The 22914-nt window shown below is 46.5% G+C and carries 20 protein-coding genes and 1 other annotated feature; of the genes, 11 read left to right on the top strand and 9 right to left on the bottom strand.

Translation table 11 applies throughout. The annotated features are described in order from the left end of the window. Nucleotides 1–5 precede the first annotated feature (5 nt). Nucleotides 6–224, bottom strand: coding sequence for a protein YvfG (gene yvfG / locus JNUCC22_RS15950; RefSeq protein ID WP_003151570.1), 219 nt, complete (start codon nucleotides 222–224; stop codon nucleotides 6–8). A gap of 77 nt (nucleotides 225–301) precedes the next feature. Between yvfG and rpoN the strand changes: the two genes are divergently transcribed. After that, nucleotides 302–1612, top strand: coding sequence for an RNA polymerase factor sigma-54 (rpoN, locus tag JNUCC22_RS15945; RefSeq protein ID WP_252729706.1), 1311 nt, complete (start codon nucleotides 302–304; stop codon nucleotides 1610–1612). Nucleotides 1613–1649: 37 nt separating this feature from the next. On the opposite strand, the gene lutP is transcribed toward rpoN, so the two are convergent. Beyond that, the gene (gene lutP / locus JNUCC22_RS15940) at nucleotides 1650–3326 is read right to left on the bottom strand and encodes an L-lactate permease LutP (RefSeq protein WP_216061892.1); all 1677 of its coding nucleotides are present in this window, start codon (nucleotides 3324–3326) and stop codon (nucleotides 1650–1652) included. A 205-nt stretch (nucleotides 3327–3531) separates the two neighbouring features. On the opposite strand from lutP, the gene JNUCC22_RS15935 reads away from it, so the two are divergent. From JNUCC22_RS15935 to JNUCC22_RS15915, 5 genes are all read left to right on the top strand, one after another. Continuing rightward, nucleotides 3532–4251 carry an L-lactate utilization/bacilysin biosynthesis transcriptional regulator LutR gene (locus JNUCC22_RS15935; protein ID WP_007407377.1) on the top strand — a complete coding sequence of 240 codons (720 nt, stop codon included), beginning with the start codon at nucleotides 3532–3534 and terminating at the stop codon, nucleotides 4249–4251. Nucleotides 4252–4281: 30 nt separating this feature from the next. After that, complete coding sequence (locus tag JNUCC22_RS15930; protein ID WP_216061891.1) at nucleotides 4282–5472, top strand: aminotransferase-like domain-containing protein; 1191 nt, start codon at nucleotides 4282–4284, stop codon at nucleotides 5470–5472. Nucleotides 5473–5654: 182 nt separating this feature from the next. After that, nucleotides 5655–6371: a (Fe-S)-binding protein gene (locus JNUCC22_RS15925; RefSeq protein WP_216061890.1), complete on the top strand. Its 717-nt coding sequence runs from the start codon at nucleotides 5655–5657 to the stop codon at nucleotides 6369–6371. A 27-nt stretch (nucleotides 6372–6398) separates the two neighbouring features. Further along, nucleotides 6399–7829: a LutB/LldF family L-lactate oxidation iron-sulfur protein gene (locus tag JNUCC22_RS15920; RefSeq protein ID WP_216061889.1), complete on the top strand. Its 1431-nt coding sequence runs from the start codon at nucleotides 6399–6401 to the stop codon at nucleotides 7827–7829. Then, entirely contained in the window at nucleotides 7829–8551 is a 723-nt protein-coding gene (locus JNUCC22_RS15915) for a LutC/YkgG family protein (protein WP_029325828.1), read from the top strand. Before JNUCC22_RS15920 ends, JNUCC22_RS15915 begins: the two co-directional genes overlap by 1 nt. Before the next feature lie 36 nt (nucleotides 8552–8587). Here JNUCC22_RS15915 and JNUCC22_RS15910 read toward each other — a convergent pair whose 3' ends face one another. The 3 genes from JNUCC22_RS15910 to JNUCC22_RS15900 all read right to left on the bottom strand — a co-directional run bounded on the left by JNUCC22_RS15910 (nucleotide 8588) and on the right by JNUCC22_RS15900 (nucleotide 12517). After that, nucleotides 8588–9916 (bottom strand): GntP family permease, encoded by a 1329-nt coding sequence (locus JNUCC22_RS15910; RefSeq protein ID WP_216061888.1) that lies wholly within the window; start codon nucleotides 9914–9916, stop codon nucleotides 8588–8590. A 26-nt stretch (nucleotides 9917–9942) separates the two neighbouring features. Next, nucleotides 9943–11487: a gluconokinase gene (gene gntK, locus JNUCC22_RS15905; protein WP_038459922.1), complete on the bottom strand. Its 1545-nt coding sequence runs from the start codon at nucleotides 11485–11487 to the stop codon at nucleotides 9943–9945. A 172-nt stretch (nucleotides 11488–11659) separates the two neighbouring features. After that, on the bottom strand, nucleotides 11660–12517 hold the full coding sequence (locus tag JNUCC22_RS15900) for a MurR/RpiR family transcriptional regulator (protein WP_216061887.1): 858 nt from the start codon (nucleotides 12515–12517) through the stop codon (nucleotides 11660–11662). A gap of 502 nt (nucleotides 12518–13019) precedes the next feature. Between JNUCC22_RS15900 and JNUCC22_RS15895 the strand changes: the two genes are divergently transcribed. From JNUCC22_RS15895 to JNUCC22_RS15885, 3 genes are all read left to right on the top strand, one after another. Further along, nucleotides 13020–13907, top strand: coding sequence for a Cof-type HAD-IIB family hydrolase (locus JNUCC22_RS15895; protein ID WP_032867017.1), 888 nt, complete (start codon nucleotides 13020–13022; stop codon nucleotides 13905–13907). After that, complete coding sequence (locus JNUCC22_RS15890) at nucleotides 13904–14572, top strand: YczE/YyaS/YitT family protein (protein ID WP_063094168.1); 669 nt, start codon at nucleotides 13904–13906, stop codon at nucleotides 14570–14572. The genes JNUCC22_RS15895 and JNUCC22_RS15890 overlap by 4 nt, the downstream gene beginning before the upstream one ends. 69 nt (nucleotides 14573–14641) lie before the next feature. Next, nucleotides 14642–15616: a LacI family DNA-binding transcriptional regulator gene (locus tag JNUCC22_RS15885; protein WP_015240621.1), complete on the top strand. Its 975-nt coding sequence runs from the start codon at nucleotides 14642–14644 to the stop codon at nucleotides 15614–15616. 29 nt (nucleotides 15617–15645) lie between these two features. On the opposite strand, the gene JNUCC22_RS15880 is transcribed toward JNUCC22_RS15885, so the two are convergent. Next, on the bottom strand, nucleotides 15646–16953 hold the full coding sequence (locus JNUCC22_RS15880; RefSeq protein ID WP_216061886.1) for an amidohydrolase family protein: 1308 nt from the start codon (nucleotides 16951–16953) through the stop codon (nucleotides 15646–15648). Nucleotides 16954–17585: 632 nt separating this feature from the next. Further along, nucleotides 17586–17825, top strand: a binding site (T-box leader). A 61-nt stretch (nucleotides 17826–17886) separates the two neighbouring features. Between JNUCC22_RS15880 and JNUCC22_RS15875 the strand changes: the two genes are divergently transcribed. Further along, nucleotides 17887–19227 carry an amino acid permease gene (locus JNUCC22_RS15875; protein WP_007613881.1) on the top strand — a complete coding sequence of 447 codons (1341 nt, stop codon included), beginning with the start codon at nucleotides 17887–17889 and terminating at the stop codon, nucleotides 19225–19227. Between the two features lie 62 nt (nucleotides 19228–19289). Here JNUCC22_RS15875 and JNUCC22_RS15870 read toward each other — a convergent pair. Beyond that, a protein-coding gene (locus tag JNUCC22_RS15870) for an IS3 family transposase (RefSeq protein ID WP_216061885.1) occupies nucleotides 19290–20440 on the bottom strand; the annotation gives its coding sequence in 2 pieces (ribosomal slippage) (nucleotides 19290–20167 and nucleotides 20167–20440; 1152 coding nt in all). Between the two features lie 111 nt (nucleotides 20441–20551). Next, nucleotides 20552–21469 (bottom strand): DMT family transporter, encoded by a 918-nt coding sequence (locus tag JNUCC22_RS15865; protein ID WP_216061884.1) that lies wholly within the window; start codon nucleotides 21467–21469, stop codon nucleotides 20552–20554. Nucleotides 21470–21566: 97 nt separating this feature from the next. Between JNUCC22_RS15865 and JNUCC22_RS15860 the strand changes: the two genes are divergently transcribed. Then, nucleotides 21567–22445: a LysR family transcriptional regulator gene (locus JNUCC22_RS15860; RefSeq protein WP_040238863.1), complete on the top strand. Its 879-nt coding sequence runs from the start codon at nucleotides 21567–21569 to the stop codon at nucleotides 22443–22445. Between the two features lie 33 nt (nucleotides 22446–22478). Here the strand turns inward: JNUCC22_RS15860 and JNUCC22_RS15855 are convergent, their stop codons facing one another. Continuing rightward, on the bottom strand, nucleotides 22479–22886 hold the full coding sequence (locus JNUCC22_RS15855; protein WP_003151600.1) for a hypothetical protein: 408 nt from the start codon (nucleotides 22884–22886) through the stop codon (nucleotides 22479–22481). Nucleotides 22887–22914 lie beyond the last annotated feature (28 nt).

Here is a 22914-nt window from a genome sequence, read left to right as displayed (position 1 = left end):
AAGGTTTATTTTGTTTCTCCGCGTTTTACTTTGTTGTACGCCTCATCCAAATGCTGAATTCTTTTGAGCACAACCGAGTTTTTCGTCAGCTGATCCTGAACAAGGGTTGAGACGACGGAGCGGTAATAGCTGTTCATCGCATGAATTCGGTCTTCATTCGGATTCATTTCAATGTGCTGTGTAAAGTTTTCAATAAAATAAGGAACAGAAAAAAGTTCTGACATCTATAAAGCAACTCCTTTTAATAAGTATATACGGTATGAAACCAATCATGTACAATGAAAAAAGGGGAGTGAGCATGATGGATATCAAACTTCAGCAAACACAAATGTTAAAGCCTCAATTAACGCAAGAGCTTAAACAGGCTATCACATTACTCGGATACAATTCCGCGGAACTGGCCGGATATATTGATGAGCTCTCACTGGAAAACCCTCTGATTGAACGAAAGGAAACAGACACGCCGCCACTATCTTACCATAAAACAAGTAAAAACAGGATGAAAGAACGGGACGGAAGCCAGCAGATCAGACTTACCCGCAAAACGCTGCAGGATTCGCTCAAACAGCAAGCCTTAGATATGAAGCTGTCCGATGATGAGAAAAAGATTTTCAATTATCTGATACATTCATTGGACTCAAACGGATATTTAAAAGAGGACATACCAGCTGCCGCCGACCATGTATCCGCTTCACAAGAGGAGACGGAAGCGGTTCTGAAAAAGCTTCAATCCCTTGAGCCCGCGGGAATCGGCGCCCGGTCTTTGCAGGAATGCATCCTTCTTCAGCTCCGCCGTCTTCCCGAGCGGAACGAACAGGCGGAATGGATTGCCGACGCCTATTTTGAGCTATTTGCAAGAAAGAACTGGAAAGCGCTTACACTAAAAACGGGCATTCCGCTTAAAGACATTCAGGACATCGCTGACATGATCAGCGCGCTTGATCCGAGGCCGGGGCTCCGTTATGCGCATGAGGAGCCGGGTTTTTACGTGGAACCGGATATTTTCATCACAGCGAAAAACGGCATCATTCAAGCGCGGCTCAACAGCCGTTCGTTTCCTGACATCCAGCTTCATACCCATTATCAGCCGCTGCTGTCAGCTGCCGGGTGCCGAGACACGAAAAATTATCTGTCGGCAAAATATCAGGAATGGCGCTGGCTGAACCGAGCTTTGTCGCAAAGAAAACAAACGATCACGAGAATTATCGGCGTGCTGACTGAACGGCAGGAATCCTTTTTTCTCACAGGAAAAAGCGGAATGCAGCCGCTGACCTTAAGAGAGGTGGCGGAAACGCTGGAGCTCCACGAATCAACGATCAGCCGGGCCATCAAAGGGAAGTACGTTCAGACGCCGTACGGACTGTATGAAATGAAAACATTTTTCTCGGCGAAAGCTGAATCGTCGGGGGACGGCGGCGCCTCCAATTATGCCGTAAAAGCGCATCTGGAGGCATTGGTCGGTAAAGAAGATAAAAAGAAACCTTATTCAGACCAAAAGCTTGCCGATCTGCTGCATGAACAATATGACATCCGAATCTCAAGGCGCACCGTCGCCAAATACCGTGACCAATTAAATATTCCGCCGTCATCGGCGAGAAAACGGTACAGCTGAAACCTCCCCGAGCCAAACCCCGGGGAGGTTCTCCGTGTTACGGGATCATCCATGAAAACAGATGATGCTGTAAAAATGTAATGAGGCAGACGAGCAGAAGCAAAAACAGACTGTGCTTAATCGTAAAGCGGAAAAGGTCGGCTTCCTTGCCCGCCAGACCGACAGCGGCACAGGCAACCGCAATGGATTGCGGAGAAATCATTTTTCCGGTGACACCGCCTGATGAATTGGCGGCGACGGAGAGAACCGGGTCCATCCCGACAGAGAGCGCCGTCACCTTTTGCAATCCGCCGAACAATAGGTTGGCCGACGTATCAGAGCCGGTAATAAATACGCCGAGCCAGCCGAGCACCGGCGAAAAAAAGGTAAACATCGCGCCCGTCATGGCAAGCGCAAGACCGAGTGTCGTGCTCATGCCGGAAGCATTCGTCACATAAGCAAAGCCGACAACAGAAACAATGGTCACGACCGGAAGCGTTAATTCTTTCACCGTTTCTATAAACGCTTCGCCCCAAGTCTTCCACGACATGCCGAGGGCGAACTTGGAGATGACGGCGGCAATCAGAATCGCCGTCCCTGCTGAACCGAAAAGCTCAAGTTTGTACACGGCTTCAATCGGCGTGCCGTCCGCCTGAAGAATCTGCTGATTTACAAATGGGACGGGAGGCGTGAAGGTCAATGCACGCCCGGCTGCATTCAGCCAGGAAAGCCACATTGACGTTCCTTCGTAATGACCGGTTAATGCAGCCTTCACGCCGGGAATCCCCCAGACGGATATCATGGCCGTCAGAAGAAGGAAAGGAGACCACGCTTTAAACACCGCGGCGCCCCCGTACTTGATCGGCGCCCGGTCAGCGGCCGCTGCTGATTCCCGTTCTGCCGCGAAACGAAAGGCCGTTTTCGGTTTCCAAAATTTTAAAAACACAGCGAGCGCGGCCATGGAAACAAGCGCCGACAGCACATCCGGAAGCTCGGGCCCTAAAAAATTCGAGCTTGCGTACTGCACGGCCGCAAAGGAGACGCCGGAAACAAGAATGGCCGGCCATACTTCAAAAGCCTTTTTAAACCCGCTCATCAAAATGATTAAGTAAAGCGGAATAAACACGGATAAAAACGGAAGCTGCCGGCCGACCATTTGAGAAATTTCCATTGCCGGTATCCCGGTCGGACCTTCGACGGCGGTAATCGGAATGCCGATCGCACCGAAGGCAACGGGCGCCGTATTGGCAATCAGGCAAATTCCCGCCGCATACAGCGGCTGAAAACCAAGTCCGACGAGCAAAGCGGCCGAGATCGCGACGGGAGCGCCGAAACCTGCGGCGCCTTCTAAAAATGCCCCGAATGAAAAGGCGATGAGCAGCGCCTGCAAACGCCGGTCATCTGTAATTGAGAGCACCGAACTCCGGATAATCTCGAACTGTCCCGTTTTCACGGTGATTTTATACAGAAAGACCGATGTGACGATAATCCAGCCGATCGGAAGCAGCCCGTACACCGCTCCCTGAGAAGCGGACATCACCGCTTTTTCCACCGGCATGCCGTAAACAAATACAGCGATTAAAAGTGAAACGGCTAACGTTAAAAGCCCCGCTATGTACCCCTTCATCCGTTTCACCGCAAGCGCCCAAAAAAAGAAGATAATCGGCACGAGCGCGCAAGCTGCCGATAAAAGCAAATTTCCCCCTAAAGGAGCGTACCCCTGTGTCCATTGCATCCCTAAAAAACCCCTCCTTATGTCATGTAAGCGATTACTTTTTATGATAAGGTCATCTGATGACCGGGTTAATTAGCATTATATTTTGAAAGTTTTGAAAGTACAATACTTTTCTTGAACAAATTGTCTGAACCTGTCGGCGGTGCGAAAAAAGAAGTATAATAGACGATAAACATCAAGATTCACAAGTGATGGGGTGATCGCGTTGAAATATAAACAAATTAAAACGAAAAAAATCTACGAGGAAGTCGCTGACGCATTGCTGGAGAAGATAAAAGCGGGCGAGCTTAAGCCGGGTGAAAAGCTTGATTCCGTTCAGGCGCTTTCTGAGAGTTTTCAGGTCAGCCGCTCGGCGGTCAGAGAAGCGCTGTCGGCTTTGAAAGCGATGGGGCTCGTCGACATGAAGCAGGGAGAAGGCACATACATAAGAGAATTTGAGCCGTCTCATGTTTCCCAGCCGCTTTCTTCCGCCCTCTTGATGAAAAAAGAGGACGTCAAACAGCTGCTCGAAGTCAGAAAGCTGCTTGAACTCGGCGTCGCCGCCATGGCCGCTGAAAAACGCACCGAAGACGATTTACAAAAAATCCGCCAAGCTCTCCTGGAGATGAAAGACATTGACGGAGACGAAGAATTGGGCGAAAAAGCGGATTTCTCCTTTCACATGGCGCTGGCGGAAGCATCACAAAACGGGCTGCTCAAGCATCTCATGAATCATGTCTCCGCGCTCCTTTTGGAAACAATGAGAGAAACGAGAAAAATTTGGCTGTTTTCTAAACGAACGAGCGTGCAGCGATTGTATGAAGAGCATGAACGCATTTACAGTGCCGTCGCCGCCAAAGACGCGGATGAAGCGGAAGCCGCGATGACGGCGCACCTGACGAATGTGGAAGACGTGCTGGGGGCTTATTTTGAAGAAAATGTATAGAAGCTGACTTGTGAAAGGGGATAACATCACATGCAGGCCGAATCTTTTTTTTCTGACCATGTAAAGAAAGCTCTGACAAACGATCCTCCCGGGGAATGGATGCCGGCAGTTCCGAAAGCGTGCATCCCCCTGCATTCCGGCTATCCCGATCCCGCACTCGTTCCTGATAAGGAGCTGAAAGAAGCCGCCGCCCGCCTTCTGGATGAGGAGCGCGATCTGCCGCTGCATTATATGGGAAGCCCGAGGACGGCCGTTTTAAAAAAGCAGATTCAAGAACGGGTAGCCATCCGCGGCATTCACTGTCGGGACGATGAACAGCTCGTGACGTCAGGCGCCTGTCAGGCGATAGATCTGGCTGCACGGGTTTTCCTCGATGAACAAACCGCCGCTGCCGTTGAAGCTCCGGTCTACATGGAAGCGCTCGAGATTTTTAAAAATTACACACCGCATATCATGAGCATTCCGACAGATCAAGAGGGCCTGCAAACAGAAACATTAGCGTTCATGCTTGAGGAAAGAAAACGAAAAGGGCTTCTGCTTCCCCGTCTTCTCTACACGATACCCGCTTTTCAGAATCCTGCGGGAACCGTAATGTCAGCGAAGCGGAGAACCCGCCTGCTTCAGCTTGCCGAAACGTATGATTTTCTCATCTTGGAGGATGATGCATACGGCGAGCTCGGATTCACCGATATTCCGCCGCCCTTGAAAGCCATGGATCAAAACGGCCGGGTGCTGTACGCCGGTTCATTATCAAAAGTCATCGCCCCGGGTATGAGGATCGGCTGGATTGCAGGGAGCGCTGCATTCATCACGGCATTGTCATGGTTAAAAAAAGACTTAGGCCACCCGTTTTCCCAAGCGGTGACCGCCGTCTATCTGGAACAAACGAATGTTGAAAAACGGCTCGCCGTCTTGCGGGAAGCATACCGGAGCAAACGTGACGTTTTGCTCGCCGCATCAGCGCGATATCTTCCGGAATCCGCATCCTGGCACGTGCCTGAAGGCGGTTACTTTGTATGGGTGAAAGCGCCGGGAGCGGATACATCCGCAATGCTGGCGAGGGCTCTTTCTCACGGCGTTTCCTATGTCCCCGGTAAATATTTTTTTCTGCATCAGGAAGACGGTGCCGAATATCTTCGCCTGTCGTTCAGTTATGCCGGTAAAGCCGCGATAAAAGAGGGTGTGCAAAAACTGGGACGTCTGCTGGAAAACGGGATGTAGAGCAGCTTGAGGAGCTTTCGGGCTTCTCTTTTTTTGTCCCCTTCAGCGCATCGGACGAAAGGATTTTTTCAGAAAAACCTTCCAATCCATATTCAGAATAGTGTAGGATATTCATAGAGCTTTCCCAAAAACAGGTCATCAGATGACCGGATCACATATTGAGGATGAAAGAGGGGTTCATCATGAAAGTCTCATTATTTGTCACGTGCCTTGTGGATATGTTCCAGACCAATGTCGGAAAGGCGACGGTTGAGGTGCTGGAACGGCTCGGGTGTGAGGTGGATTTTCCCGAGGGGCAGATTTGCTGCGGGCAGCCCGCATACAATAGCGGGTATGTGACGGATGCGAAAAAAGCAATGAAGCGGATGATTGCCGCGTTTGAAGAAGCGGAGTACGTTGTCAGTCCGTCAGGTTCCTGTACGACGATGTTCCGTGAATATCCGCATCTGTTTCAGGACGATCCGAAGTGGGCGGCAAAAGCGCAGCAGCTTGCGGACAAAACATATGAGTTAACGGAATTTATCGTCAACGTTCTCGGGGTGGAGGATGTCGGGGCGGTGCTGCATAAAAAAGCGACAGTCCATACATCATGCCACATGACGAGGCTGCTCGGCGTGTCGGAGGAGCCGATGAAGCTTTTGCGCCATGTCAAGGGGCTCGAGCTGACCACGCTTCCCGGAAAGCACCAATGCTGCGGATTCGGAGGAACGTTTTCTGTGAAAATGGCGCAAATCTCTGAACAAATGGTGGATGAGAAGGTCGCCTGTGTGGAAGACACGGAGGCCGAAGTGCTGATCGGGGCGGATTGCGGCTGTCTGATGAATATCGGCGGGCGTCTTGACCGTAAGGATAAAAACGTCAGAGTCATGCACATCGCCGAAGTGCTGAACAGCAGATAACACGAGAAACAACAAGGGGGGAAAATCATGGCGATGAAAATCGGTACCGCCGCTTTTAAAGAGCGGGTATCAGAAGGAATAGATAATGAGTTTATGAGAGGAGCCGTCTCCGGAGCGCAGGAACGGCTCAGGACAAGAAGGCTTCAGGCGGCCGAAGAATTGGGAAACTGGGAGGATTGGCGTTCCCATGCGGAAGAAATCAGACAGCATGTGCTGGACAATCTTGATTTCTATTTGGAACAGCTCGCCGAAAATGTCGCCAACAGAGGCGGACACGTCTTTTTCGCCGAAACGGCGGAAGAAGCGTCCTCCTATATCCGCGATGTCATCCGGCAGAAAAACGCCAAAAAAATCGTAAAATCCAAATCCATGGTGACAGAAGAAATCAATATGAACGAAGTGCTTGAGGAAGAGGGCTGTGAAGTCATAGAAACGGATCTCGGCGAATACATTCTCCAGATTGACGATCACGATCCGCCGTCACATATCGTTGCTCCCGCTCTTCACAAAAACAAAGAGCAGATCCGTGACGTGTTTAAAGAGAGACTCGAATACAAGCAGACGGAAAAACCGGAAGAGCTCGTCATGCACGCGCGCAGCGTTCTCAGGAAAAAATTTCTCGAAGCGGATGTCGGCATTACAGGCTGCAACTTTGCAATTGCGGATACCGGATCGGTCAGTCTCGTGACGAACGAAGGAAACGGCCGCCTTGTGTCCGCGCTGCCGAAGACGCAGATCACCGTGATGGGAATGGAGCGGATCGTTCCGTCATTTTCTGAGTTTGAAGTGCTTGTCAGCATGCTGACGAGAAGCGCCGTCGGCCAGCGGCTTACAAGTTACATTACGGCGCTGACGGGACCTCGTCAGCAAGGAGAAGCTGACGGGCCTGAGGAATTCCACCTCGTGGTTGTGGACAACGGGCGTTCCCGCATACTCGGCACGGAATTCCAATCGGTGCTGCAATGTATCCGCTGCGCCGCCTGCATCAACGTCTGTCCCGTGTACCGGCATGTCGGCGGACACTCGTACGGGTCCATCTATTCGGGTCCGATCGGCGCCGTCTTATCGCCTCTTCTCGGCGGATATGACGAATACAAGGAGCTCCCGTACGCATCTTCCTTATGCGCGGCCTGTACGGAAGCGTGTCCCGTTAAAATTCCGCTGCACGAGCTGCTGCTCAAGCATCGGCAGAACATCGTGGAAAAAGAGGGCAAAGCGCCGATCAGCGAAAAGCTGGCGATGAAAGCCTTCGGGCTCGGCTCGTCATCCCCGTCCCTTTATAAAATGGGATCGAAATGGGCGCCTGCCGCCATGACGCCGTTTACGGAAGATGACAAAATATCAAAAGGGCCGGGGCCGTTAAAAGAATGGACGGCAATACGGGATTTCCCGGCGCCGCATAAATCGAGATTCAGAGATTGGTTTAAAGACCGGGAAAAACAAAAGGGGGAAGAATGATGATGAAAGGGACGGTTACACATCAGGAATCCTTTTTAAACCGGATCGCCGAAAGTCTGGGCAGAGAGCGCAGGAAATCAGACGTGTCCCTGCCTGAATGGAAGTATCAGCCACAATATCAAACGCATGCGGACTGTACGGAAGACGATCTTGTCACGATGCTGAAAGACCACTGCGTCAACATTCATACCGAACTGATCGAAACGGATGGAGCCGGGCTTTACGACGCTTTGCGCACGCAGGTGAACCGCTTTGAAGGAGGGCCTGTCATCATTCCGAAGGACAGCCGGTTTGAAACTTACGGCTTGCAGACCCTTATGACAGAAGAGTGGCCGGATGAAGGGATTCCCGTTTGGGAATGGGACGCGGAACAAGGAGCGAAAAATATTGAAAAAGCGGAACAAGCGAATGTGGGCATCACATTCAGCGAGATCACCCTTGCGGAATCAGCCACCGTCGTTTTGTATGCGTCAGAGCATGCAGGCCGTTCTGTCAGCCTGCTTCCGACCACCTATATCGCAATCATCCCGAAATCTTCCATTGTGCCGAGAATGACACAGGCCAGCGATATACTGAAACAGCAGATCAGAGACGGCGTCACCGTTCCTTCCTGCATCAACTATATTACTGGACCGAGCAACTCGGCCGATATCGAAATGGATTTGGTTGTCGGCGTCCACGGACCCGTTAAAGCCGCTTATATCCTTGTGAATGACCGATAAAAAAAACAAACCCCGGTTTGCGGCCGGGGTTTGTTTTTATATAAACGCGTTAATGATCATGATAAAACAGATCGCACTGACAGAAATAATCGTTTCCATCGCCGTCCATGTCAGGAATGTTTCTTTTACTGTCATTCCGAAATACTCTTTAATGAGCCAGAAACCGGAGTCATTGACATGTGACAGAATCAAAGAGCCCGCTCCCGTTGCCAAAACGAGAAGCTCACTGCTGACGCCCGGCATGACAGATGCAATCGGAGCAACAATGCCGGCCGCCGTCATCATGGCGACAGTCGCTGAACCTGTGGCGACACGGATGACCGCCGCGATCGTCCAGCTTAAAAGAACGGGAGAGAAGCTTGAGTGCTTCGCCATGTCAGCGATATACGTGCCGACGCCTGAATCAATCAGGACGTTGTTAAAAGCGCCGCCGGCTCCGATCACAAGCAGAATGGAAGCAATCGGTCCCAGACAGTCATTGCTGAATTTTAAAATGCTTTCTCTGTCAAAGCCCTGATAAAAACCAAGGCTGAAAAAGGAGTAAACCGTGGCGATCAAAAGCGCTGTGACAGGGTCGCCGAGAAATTTAAAAGTTTCATAGAGCGTGCTTTTTTCCGGAAGCGCAATTTCGGCAAGCGTTGCCATAAGCATCAGGATCACCGGTACCAATATCGTAAACAATGTATTTGCGAATCCCGGAAGCTTGCGTTTTTCATTCCGTTCAATAAATTGTTTTTTCAACAGTTCGGGAACGGGTTTGTGAATGCGCTTACCAATCCATTTTCCGTAAAGCGGCCCCGCGATGATGGCAGTCGGAATGCCGACGATTAAAGAAAACAAAATCGTTTTTCCGACATTGGCGTGATAAATGCCGACAGCCGCCATCGCCGCCGGGTGGGGCGGAACCAATCCGTGCACGACGGAAAGTCCCGCAAGGAGCGGAATCCCGATCGTCACTAATGAAACCCCGGTTTCAATTGCAATCGTAAACAAAAGCGGCACGAGCAGGACGAAGCCGACCTGGAAAAAGACCGGGATGCCGACGATAAAAGCGACGGCCATCATCGCCCAATGCACTTTCTTTTTGCCGAAGCGGCCGATCAGGGTGTGGGCGATACGCTCCGCACCGCCTGATTCAGCCATCATTTTTCCGAGCATCGTACCGAGGGCCAGCACGATCGCAAGCAGCGACAGCGTATTGCCGAGCCCGGTTTTCATCGAAGTGATAATGTCCGGCAGATTCATGCCCGTTGCGAAACCGACAAGGATGGATGTAATCAGCAGACTGATAAACGGATTTAATTTAGCGACCGTAATCAATAAGAGTAAAACGATAATAGCGGCAATGACAATAAACAGTAACATGACCTTTTCACCCTTTCAAAGAAGAATTAACGGCTTTGTTTGAGCTGAAATTCACTGATGACGTCAAATTCATCTTTGAGCTTGTCATACAGCCGCTCGTATAAGTAAAACAGCTCAATATATGTTTCGCTGTTTTTGACGTTCGGTTCATGGCGATGAGAAATTCTGATCCAGTCCTGAACATCCTCGATCCGTTCCATTTCGCCAAGGCTGTGCAAAGCGAGAACGGCCGCTCCGAGCGCCGAGGCTTCGTAACTTTCCGGAACGAGGACTTCCCGTCCCATCGTATCGGACAAAATCTGCCTCCACAGCGGCGATCTCGCAAATCCTCCCGAAGCCCGCACGTCTTTTGCGGGGCCCGCCAAATCTCTCAGTGCGACACCGATTGAAAAGACGCTCATGATGACGCCTTCCAGCACCGCTCTGATAAAATGCTCCCGTTTATGGCGGAGGCTGATGCCGAAAAACGTTCCGCGGGCATTCGGATTCCAAAACGGCGCGCGCTCCCCAGATAAAAACGGCAGAAACAGCAATCCCTCAGAGCCTGCGGGCACTTTATCAGCGATATCAATCATTAAATCATACGGATCAATGCCGAGCCGCTTCGCCGTTTCGACTTCCGGAGAAGCGAATTCGTCTCGAAGCCAGCGCAGCATAATGCCTCCGTTATTCGTCGGACCTCCGATGACCCAATGCTTGTCAGTCAGCGCGTAACAGAATGTCCGCGCTTTTTCATCCGTAATCGGCGTATCCGTCACCGAACGCACGGCTCCGCTTGTTCCGATCGTAACGGCCACTTCGCCTTTGCCGATCGCGCCGACTCCAAGGTTGGCGAGCACGCCGTCATTTGCGCCGATAATAAACGGTGTATCCGCATGAATGCCCATCCGTGCAGCGATTTCCGGCGCAAGGCCGCGCAGCTGATGAGTGGTCGGCACGATGTCCGACAGCTGATCTTCCCGGATTCCGGCAATCCGGAGCGCTTCTTCATCCCAGGAAAGCGTATCTAAACGGAACAGCCCCGTTGCCGAAGCGATCGAATAATCGACGACATAAGTTCCGAAAAACTCGTGCAGAATATATTCTTTAATACTGATGAATTTGGCGGTTTTCGCGAATGTCTCCTTGTCCTGTTCTTTCATCCACACAATTTTGGAAAGCGGAGACATCGGGTGAATCGGCGTACCCGTTCTTTTATAAATATCAAAACCGTTCATCTCTTTTAAAATCCGTTTTGATTGCTCGGCGCTGCGGTTGTCCGCCCAAATGATGCTTTTGGTCAGCAGGCCGCCGTTTTGATCGACAGCTATCAATGAGTGCATGGCGGTGCTGATGCCGATTGCAAGCAGGTTGTCAGGACTCAGTCCGGCCTTTGTGACGGCGCCCCTGATGCTTCCGATAACCGCTTCCAAAATGTGCTCAGGATCCTGCTCGGCCCATGCCGGCTTTGGCTGTATTAAATCATAGTGAACCGAATGCTTGGCTAACACTTTGCCTCTTGGTCCGAACAGAACGGCTTTCGTACTGGTCGTGCCGATATCCAGACCGATAACAGCTTGGGTTTCCTTCATAATATATCCCGCCTAATCTGATTGAATAATAAGATAGATTGATAATGTATGCCCTTACAAAGTCAATTATAGGAATAATTTTTTTATAAATCAACGATGAAGAAGAAAAATTTTTTCATAAAATTGTCTCAATTCCCGCTGTATCGGCATTCTCTCTTTTGAAAAATAAATATTACAAACGTTTGTGCGCGATCATTTTTCTGATTTGCTGCAAGTTGGCGAGCGTTTTCTCCTGCCGCAGCCGGGCCGTGGCGAAATACAGTGTATCAATGACCGAAAGCTGGGCAAGCCTTGCGGACATTGCTTCCGTTCTGAAAGCCGTCTCCCTTGTTGACGTATACAGCACCACGTCGGAAATCTGGGTGAGCGGCGACTTTTGGTAGCTTGTAATGCCGATCGTGCCGGCGCCGAGCGATTTGGCCGTTTTCACCGCGTCGAGCACGTCCTTGTTGCTTCCAGAATGAGAAATGCCGATGACTGCGCTATCGGGACCGAGAAGACCCGCTGACATCGCCTGAAAGTGAGAATCCGTGTGCGCGATGCAATTTATACCCGTACGCATAAATTTGTGATACGCGTCTGTGGCGATCAGCCCGGAACCGCCGTTTCCGTAAAATTCAATTCTGTCTGCGCGGTGGATCATTTCTACCGCTTTTTCAACGTCGGCCGGATCTAATAAATGAAAGGTATCGGTCAGACCGGAAATGTTTGTGCGGAAAACTTTCCGGATGATGACTTCGATATCGTCGTCGGGGCTCATTTCTTCATGAATGTGCTGCACCGGCTCCTGAACGATCTCCTGAGCCAGCGTGATTTTTAAATCCTGATAGCCGGAAAAACCGAGCCGTTTGCACAGCCTGAAAATCGTCGCTTCAGAGCTTTTCGTTTTTTCCGCCAGCTGAATGATGGAAAGGTGAACCACGTCTTTCGGTTCCTTCACGATATGGTCTGCAATCGCTCTCAATTTTGGCGACAAACCTTTGCTGGCCGCCTGAATCTTCCCGATGCTGCTTGAATTCACAGGGGTCATGCTATAACCTCCCTACTCGAATGTAAACGCATACTTTTATGATAAAGCAAGTTCTGTCATAAGGGAATCAGGTTTTGTTTTCTTTACCGCAAATGAAAGAAAAGAGAAAAGTATATCGGGGACACCGCCTCAATGAAACTTCATACATCCGATTTTCACAAAAAGTGATCGTTCACTGAAAAGTGCCGGTGCCCAAGTCGCCGGCCATAAGTCAAACACATGATGGAAAGCTGTCCTGCTACAGTCCGGTTTCTAGTGAGTTGCCAGCGCTTGAAATTCCAGATGAATTTCTTCAAATTAGTGTTCCGCCATTAGCAGTCAGTTCTTTATTAACTGGATTAATCAAAAGAGAAGGATCATTAAGCAGGAGAACACTTGAGAAGCACAGGTCTAATCAGCTTCTGGAGAAAAACTTCAAATTAATATAATAATCTAATTGCTCTGAAACGCGTACCATACATTATACTTTCAATGATTTTTAAACTCTGAGGAGGAAATTCACATGAAAGTAATTGCAATTGACTTAGATGGCACGCTGTTATCAGAGAACTTAACTATCCAAGAACAAGATGTAAGAGCTTTAAAGCTTGGACAAAAACAAGGTCATCTTGTAACAATCGCTACAGGGAGAGCTTTATTTGATGCAAAACACATCATCAATAAATATGGTTTGGATTTTCCGATTATTGCTTCAAACGGCGCTCAAATTGATGTGGGAAATCAGGTAATATTCGAACATTTTATGGATTCAGATGTAATCCAACCTATCATAACATGGTTAAATAAAGAGGAAATCTATTACCAGCTTTACTTATCTGACAAAATTGCCGTATCAAATCAAGGAATTCAGCAGCTTGAAAAAGAACTTTACAATACAGTAATGGAAGAACCTCATTTTAATCAAGAAGTATTTTGGAATTCTATTAAAGCTCAAATCCATCAATACGGGTTAGAGGAAATACCGGGTACAATTGACCCTATCGATTATCGGTATGTCATAAAATGTATGATCGTTTCGCCAAACCAAAGAAAATTAAAAAAAGCTAAAGAATATTTTGGACAACTGAAGGAGTGTGCCGTAACGAGTTCAGGAGCATTCAATCTTGAAATCACAAGTGCAGGAGTAGATAAAGGAGCGTCATTAAATAAACTTTGTGAACATTATGGAACGGATGCGCGGAATGCAATCGCAATAGGTGATAATTTAAATGATCTGCCTATGTTTCATGCAGCAGGAATAGGGATAGCCATGGGAAATGCAGATAAGAAGCTTATTCAATTGGCTGCTTTTAAAACGTTATCGAATGATGAGTGTGGTGTATCTTATGCTTTTGATCATTACATTCTGACGAAAGAAGAAGACCCTAAACCGCGGAGTATACAGCCATGAGCCATTTTGTGAAAAGGTGTTTAATCTATATTGTCGGATTGTTTATTTTATCCGTGGGGGTTGTATGTATGATTAAATCTAATACCGGGATTGCCCCCTGGGATGCTCTGAACGTGGCTTTATCAGAACTCATTGGCCTTACAATCGGGTCATGGGTTTTCATTGTCGGAGGAATCCTTATCTTTATAAACAGCCTCATAAAAATGCGGTTTCCTAATCTAGCCGGTTTTATTCCGATTGTTATTATTGGAAGTTTTGTTGACCTTTTAAACTTAAAGGTTCTTTCGTTCTTAAAAACAGATTCTGTAATTCTTCAATGGAGTTTATTTTTGATAGGGTTGTGTATATTGGCTATGGGAATCGCTATTTATTTAAGAGCATCTTTTCCTTCGATACCGAATGATGAATTAATGTTGGCTATTACTGAACGCACAGGTTGGGGTATTAATATTACAAAGACGATAGGGGAAGCTTTAGCTTTTGTGCTTGCAATCATTCTTCAGGGGCCGATTGGGATAGGAACCATCATTGTGTTGCTATGTCTGGGGATATTAGTAGGTTTATTTGACAAACTATTACACAAGATGGGGAAGCCCCGTTCTATTTATAGTGTGGGACATGAAGGCGCACATATTCATGCAGGCCATGATAAAACTATTCATTAAATGCTTTTTTTCCCCTTGTGTTATTCAGTGTGAAATCCTGATAACGCTGTCTAAGAAGGAGTAACAGTAATGACAAACATTACAGAGATAGCAAAGAAAGCGAACGTTTCTCGGACAACAGTTTCCAGAGTTCTCAATAATCATCCTTATGTAAAACCTGAGAAGCGGGACGCTGTGTTAAAAGCTATGAAGGAATTAAATTATGTACCAAATTTCAACGCGATTAACCTATCCAGGGGGAAGACAAATGTATTCGGAGTCATTGTTCCTAAAATCAACCATCCGTTTTTCAGTAAACTGATTGCCGGAATAGGCGAAGAGTGTAATAAACATAATTACAGTTTACTTGTGCACCAATCAAATAACGATCCTGAACAAGAAATGGAGTTTTTTAACAGATTGAAATACAAACTGATTGACGGTCTTATTTTGGGATCCTGTGTAAGCCCCCATCACGTACTCGACGAGATATCTGGGTTTGGCAATATTGTTTCCTGTGAAGCTTCTGCAAGCAAACAGGTTGCACATATATTTATTAATCATGAGTCAGGAATCAAAATGGCAATTGATCATCTGCGAAATCAAGGACATCAATCCATTGGTCTATGTATAGGAAATCCTAAGAGCGGTGTTGGCATAAGCAGAAAAAAATCATTTTTTCACTTTCGAAATGAATACGGATTGAAATGGAGTGATAATTGGTACTTTGAGGAACAGTACACTATTGAGAATGGTATAGAAATAGCAAAATTATTACTAAATAAGTCACCTCGTCCTGCGGCAATGGTTGTAGGAAGTGATTATGTTGCGGCAGGGATCATTTATGAAGCGAAAAGACAGGGAATACGAATACCTGAAGAACTGGCGGTTATAGGATTTGATAATCAGCCGATATCTAAGGTAATAGAACTTTCAACGATACATCAACCTATTAAAGAGTTGGGACAAACAGCAGCAAATTTATTATATAACTTAATGAATAACAAAGATGTCCCTAATATAAATAAGTTGAACCTAAAACTTATTAAAAGAAAGTCAACTTAAAAAGACCACTTTATGGTGGTCTTTTTTGCTTAGCGTAGAATCAGCTCTGGGGCAGGCGCTTTGAAATGAGCTCTTTTTTTCGTTTCATCTATAAAACTGAAGGGCTTCATGGAAAGGTTTTCAAGTTCATTTAGGAAGTGACAAGCTTTTAATGGTACAAATGATGTCATATTCCATACAACTTTCTCATTAAAACCTATAGCACGAATATTATGCATAAGCCGATCAATTGTGTAAGACCCTGCTGCTACATACCCTTTCCCTTGATACCACAGATTATTCCCTTCAATTTTCTCCAGTGATTGGCCGCACATGGAATCTGTGTCAATGCGATCTGTCATTGCTATAATACCCTTAGAGCCAACAAGTTCTACAACCCGCCGTGCAACTTCTAAGTCTACATGTTCACTATCAAAATTCATACAAATGGTTAATAAACCTTCTTTCGCGGCTCTCATTAAAGTACCGGGAACTTCTCCGACAAGTGTGTTGATATTATCTATGTTCCATTTATCTAACCGAGCATCTTTTAACCCCTCTAATCTATGTACTCTTTCTTGGGGTGTTCTCCAGGTGTGTTTAAAATTGTTTGGCATATCATTAAACAAATGATCTGTTAAAACGGCATCTGATCCAGTGTAATTGCTGCGTTTTTGCGCTGTATCTATAACTTTCATTATAAGTTCAGAGGTTTCCTCCGGGTATGCTTTTTGGAAGTGACCCAGCGCCGGTTTAACTCCAGCCTCCACAAGTGTATCCACAATCCATTCTAAACTCGGATGTTCTTCTGTCATATATTTCTTTAGATAGGAGTTTTCAGTCATAGCATCTGGGGACAGTACAGTATAAATAAGACCGTATTTTCCGCAAGAAGCGATCTTTTCCCATTCTTCTTTTAAGGGTGCCCAATTCCCTTTTTCCGGTGTGCCTGCAAAGCTGGCCAATAATGGTCCTTCTAGTGAAATACCTAAAATATTACGGTAACGTCCCTTTCTCTTTTGTGTATGGAACTCTTTCATAAAGGCTGCAAATTGATCTAATTGATTATGAGGAAGAAAAATAGAGGGTACACAGAAAATCCCTTCTATTTCAGCTAGTGTATTGATCTTTTCAATATCTAATTGATCTAAATTGCTAAAATCATAGTGACCGATTCCATGACAATGAAATTCTACTGGAAGAGATGGAACTAAATAAGAACCTGATCTCTTAAAAATTCCTTCTCCTCCAATGTCGAAGTTCAGCCATTCGTTATCACTATAAGTTATATCAGCGATTTTCATTACTCCATTTGTTTCAAGGTAAGCTGGGCTATTAAATGATGTGCTAGACTGCATAGGAAACGCCTCCTGGAAATGTTTATTTAGTATTCAGTGAAGACACATCATCATCTTAAAGTATGAAACCCGTACCATATCAACCTTTTATTATCAATTTTTGTAAAAATATAGGTTTTTTATTCAACTTTCTACACCTGATGTTGCTCGTTATTGTTATTTGTATCCTGAAAATCTCCTTTAAACACTCAAAAACACTAGCTGTAACGCCACAAATGCTTCTATACTGTTTCGTGTTACGCCAACTAGTGTTCTCCACGAGTTTAATTTGTGGAATTGGTTTCATGTCAATAGCTTTAATAAATGGAATATGACTTCCGGGTATAGAACCTTGTGGAGTCATTGGAGTTGAACGATTAGAAATGAAATGTGTACAGTTACTAAGCTGGGATACCAGCATCAGAGTAAAACCTTTCGTCGGAATTTTTGTTTGAACAATATATATAAAGTGCTGATTACGCTATATTAGGGGCCGGCTCACCCCGCATATGAATATAAACATGGTCAGTCAAAATGTCTTAAATAGGTGATAAGAAAACCAGCGGCAAAAATTAGTATTGACTTTGAAAATAGAAGACTGTATATTATGTTACTATATTCAGAAAATAAAAACTCAAGAGATTCATTTAACATAAAACACTGTGAACGGGAGCAGTAAAAGAATCCAGTCAGAAAAAGAGAGCCGCGGGTTGGTGCAACGCGGACTGATTGTTCTTTGAACTCGCCCGGAAGTGGCAGGGCGGAACGGAATTGTCGGAATATTCCCTATGTCCTAACGGCTGACCTTCGTTAAAAGGTTTTTAAGCTGGATTCCGGATATTCGGGATCAACAAGAGTGGTACCGCGGCTGCCTGAGGCACGCCGTCTCTTTTCCCAAAGAGGCGGCGTGCTTTTTTATGTGATGAACACTTTTTGCGAGAGGGCGTGTGATAGATGGAAAAGGACAAGCAAACGTTAAAACGGACGATGTCGTCCAGACACATTATGATGATGGCGCTTGGAGGCGCAATCGGGGCCGGGCTCTTTAAAGGCAGCAGCACGGCGATTGATGAGGCGGGGCCATCCGTGTTATTGGCCTACCTCCTCGGCGGAATCATTCTGCTGTTTATTATGCAGGGGCTGGCCGAAATGGCAGTCAGAAACAAACATGCAAGGACGTTCCGTGATTTGGTTCAGCAGTCTCTCGGGTCGTACGCTGCATACTTTTTAGACTGGATCTATTGGAAAATGTGGGTGCTCAATATTGCAGCTGAGGCGGTTGTAGCCGCCATTTTCATTCAATATTGGCTGCCGGAATGTCCGATATGGATATTGGCTTTGATCATTTCCATTGTGGTGACGGTCGTAAACATGCTTTCTGTGAAACTGTTTGCCGAGACGGAGTACTGGCTCGCGCTCATTAAAATTACAGTGATTGTCATCTTTATTTTATGCGGGATTCTGCTATTATTTTTCTCATTCGGCAATCACACGGCGCCGGGGCTGTCTCATTTAACGGATCACGGAGGGTTTTTCCCGCATGGAGCGGGGGGCGTCATTACGGCGATGCTCGTCGTGATCTACTCATACGGCGGAACGGAAATCATCGGCGTCACGCTGGCGGAGACAAAAAATCCCGAAAAGGTGATCCCGAAAGCTGTCCGAAGCACGTTAACGCGGATTGTCGCTTTTTACTTGCTGCCGTTTTTCATCATCGTCAGCCTGATTCCTTGGAATCAAGTCAACAGCGTTCCCGAAAGCCCGTTTGTCATAGTATTTAAGATGATCGGGATTCCGGGTGCCGACCATATTATGAATGCCGTCATTCTTCTTGCGATTATCTCGTCTATGAACTCGGGACTGTACGGATCATCCCGCGTCTTGTTTACGCAGGCTTCTGACGGCCGGGTGCCGAAAATCTTTTCAAAACTATCGAAGAAAAAGGTTCCCGTTTATGCGATTCTGACTTGTACGTCATTTTTATATGTAGGCGTTCTGATTTCTTTATTCGCAGGAAGCCAGACGTTTAATTATTTGATGGGTTCCCTCGGCTATACCGTGCTGTTCATCTGGCTGATTATCGGATTCGCCCATTTGAAATCAAGAAAACATTCAACAGAACAGCCGGCTTATTACGTCAAATGGTTCCCGTACACGACATGGTTCGCGGTGCTTGCGCTTTTGGCCATCTTGGTCGGCGTAATTGCGACGACATCCATCGTCATTACATGCATCACTGCGGCCATCTATCTCCTCATTACGGCTGCGTATCTCGTAAAAGGGAGACGTCAATAAATAAAAAAACTCTTGCCCCGCGGGACTGCCCCCCGTTTTTGAGACAGGGGTCAAAACACCTTTTAAACAGCCAATTGCCGATAGTTTATCGGTGATTGGTTGTTTAGTTTGGTTTGAATACGAATATTGTTATAATAATGAATGTATTCTATGACAGTGCGTTCTACGATGGCAGTCGTAGTTCGATCAATGCTGTTAAGATAGAACGTTTCAGACTTTAGCGAGGAATGAAACGATTCGATGGAGGCATTATCAGCGGGCGTCCCTTTGCGGGACATGCTCATGGTAATGCCTTTTGTTTTAACAGCTTTTTGATACTCGTAAGATGTATACACAGAACCCTGGTCACTATGTAACACGCAGTTCTCAGGCAGCATTGGTAGCTGATCAAGTGTGTCTAAGACAAAGGCTGTGTCCTGCTTATCCCCAATAGTAAAAGCAATCACTTCTCCATTGTATAAATCTAATATACTGGAAAGGTACAATTGTTTCTGTCCATAAGGCAAATATGTGATGTCCGTTACTAGTTTTTCAAGAGGACGATCAGACTGAAAGTTCCGATCCAATATATTATCGACCACGGCATATGGCTGCCCATCCTTCTTGCGCTTTTTCACCTTAACCCGACACTGCCATTGATTTTTCTGCATAATACGTTGAACCGTTTTATGGTTAATACACATTCTCTTTTTTAGTATGGCTGTGATTTTTCGATATCCATATCGATACTTGTGCTCTCGGCACAACGTGCCGATTTGTTTTTCCAAATGGCGCTTGGGATGATCCTTCATCAGATTCTTCTTCCAACGATAATAAGACGCTCGAGAGATACCTAAATGAATACAGATATCCTGTACGGTCATTGTGCTGTGCAATATTTCTACAAGTTCGACTGACGTTTCGCTATCAACTTCCTTTCCAATTCGTTGTACTTTTTTAAAACTTCATTCTGTTGTCTCAGGTAACGAATCTCTGCCTGCAGTTTCTCTAAATCGGAAGAATACTCCGGACCTTTTCCGTAAGTGTATTGCTTTCCAACAGGCTGTTCGAATCGATGTGTATCACCAGCCTTATACCATCTAACCCATGTCTGAACCTGTGTCTTATTCTTAATATTCAACTCCTGCATGATCTCTTTCATAGGTACGCCTGCCAATCTCATTTTTACAGCCTTCTGTTTCGCTTCAACCGGATAACTCACTCTTGTCCCCATAGAAAAAACACCTCCAAGTCTAATTTCGGATAACAATCATCCGTATTCAAACTTGAAGGTGTTTTTATTTGTCTCATCTTATGGGGTCAGTCCCCCGCGGCAAGAGTTTTTTTAATGAACGGCCTTTTTTTCTGCGGCCAGAGCAGGTGTTTTCAGTTTCTTCGGTGTTATATTCACAAAACAAATGCTTGTGACGATCAGAAGCAGTCCGGCTAAAAGGCTGACGGTCAGCGGCTCATGCAGGAATATCGAGCTGACGGTAATGGATATGAGCGGGATCAGGAAGGTGTAAGAGGCGACCTTGCTTGCTTCCCCTGAACCGACAAGCGTAAAAAAGGCGAGCCAGCCGAGCGCGATAACAAAAACTGAAATGAACAGAAGGCTGAGAATGAACGGAGCTTTCCATTGAATCGCTGAAAAGCTTTCTGAAAAATGGCCGGAGCTGACAAGCAGCACGCCGCCGATCAGAAGCTGAAGAGCGACCATCCAGATAGAATCCGCGCGTCCGCCCGTTCTTTTCACATATACCGTGCCGAGCGCCCAGCTGACCGCAGAGCCTAAGGCCAAAAGAATGCCGGCGATGGAAATATGGCCTCCGAAACCGGCTGCGCTGATGACGGCGACACCGGCAAAGCCCAGAATAAGACCGGCTATTTTTAAAGGATACATCGATTCCCCGAGCCACAGCCAAGAAAAAACGCCCATTAACACCGGCTGGAAAAACACGATGGCTGAAAATAAGCCGGCAGGCAGGTAATTCAAGCCGACCGTTTGCAGGCCGTAAAATAAAGTAATATTTAAAATGGCAGAAATAAGATAGATCGGCCACGTTTCTTTAAAACGCAGCTTTTTAAAACGGGGCAGCGCAACCATTAATAATAGAATTCCGCCGATCAGCGTGCGGATTCCGGCAAACAGAAGAGGCGGCGAATAGGCAAGCGCGGCCTTTGTCAGCGGCCAGTTAATTCCCCATACCGTGACTAGAAACGCCAGCATAAGAGCCGTCTGTATTTTCGAAAGCTGTTTCACGTCGTTCACTCCTTGTAGAACAATTCCATCATATGATACGGTAATCAGTAAGATAAATAAAATGAATCTTTTTTATAAGGAGCATAAGTAAAACGTTATGACGATTACACAACTGCGGGTTTTTGTTCAAATCGCTGAAACGGGAAGCTTTACAAAAGCGGGGCAGGCGCTGAATATGACGCAGCCCGCTGTCAGCCATGCCATCTCTGCGCTTGAGTCAGAGCTCGGCATCAAGCTGATCATCCGCGAGCGCCGCAACGGCGTAAGGCTCACGGACACGGGCGGAAAAATTCTCGTCCATATCAGAGAGGTGCTCAAAGGCATAGAAAAAGCCGAGCAGCTGGCGGCCGCGGAAAGAGGGCTTGAACAGGGAACGATTCACATCGGCACATTTCCGGCCGCTTCCGCTTATTTCATTCCAAAGCTGATCAGCGTGTTTAAAAAACGGTATCCGAAGCTTGAGTTGGTGCTTCATGAAGGAACGGTTAACGAAGTAAAGGAATGGCTCCGCTCCCGGGTAATAGATGTGGGTATCACTCTTTTTCCTACGGAAGACATGGAATATCTGCCGCTGAAAAAAGATAAAATGGCCGTCGTGCTTAGAAATGATCATCCGCTTTGCAGCTGTGAGTCAATCACTCTGAAAGATCTTGACCGCCAGCCGATGATCATCTGTGACGGAGGATACGAATCACCGTTTATTGATATGTTTAAGGAGGCAGGATCTGTGCTGACTGCCGCATTCACTGTTTACAACGTCAATACGTCCATCAGCATGATCAAAGAGGGGCTGGGAATTGCGATATTATCACAAATGTCTATGTCGGGAATATCGCTGCCGGAAAATGTCGTGACAAGAGAACTCAATCAGGCGGTGTACCGAGATGTTCTGCTTGCCGTTCCTTCTATAAAGGAGGCTTCATTGGCCGCAAAACTTTTTATTCAAATCGCGCAGGAACTCACAAAGAACGAATAAAAAAAGACCCTAATCATCATAGGGCCCTGAATCTTATCGGTTAATTTTAAAAGAGTTTGTCGTATTGACGAGTTTTGAACCGCTGAACGTGGCTTTGACACGATAATAACCTGTCTTGCATCCTTTTAAAGAGAATGACTTAGTCACCCTTACTGAGAAAGAAAAGGTTGTTTTTTTACAAGTCGTCCATTTCTTTCCGGACTTTCGCTGTAAGTATAGGTTTCCTTTAAAAGTTCGATCTGACGGATACGCTGTACTGAGAGTAAAATCGACACTTTTCGCTTTTTTCGTGTAGTAGGAGGCATCGGTAAATCCGCTTACATTTAAATGCTGCTGAGTGCCGGAGTAAAAGTCTGCGGCATATGCCTTATCGGTGTTTCCTGTAAAGAAGATTGCTGCCAGTAAAGCTGTTGTGAGTGCCATTAAGATTTTTTTACGCATATAGACTATGACTTCCTTCCTATTCAAT

It is taken from the genome of Bacillus sp. JNUCC-22, from assembly GCF_018861275.1.
Lineage (GTDB): Bacteria > Bacillota > Bacilli > Bacillales > Bacillaceae > Bacillus > Bacillus velezensis.
Note: the sequence above shows the minus strand (reverse complement) of the source record. Positions and strands in the feature narration are given on the sequence as shown.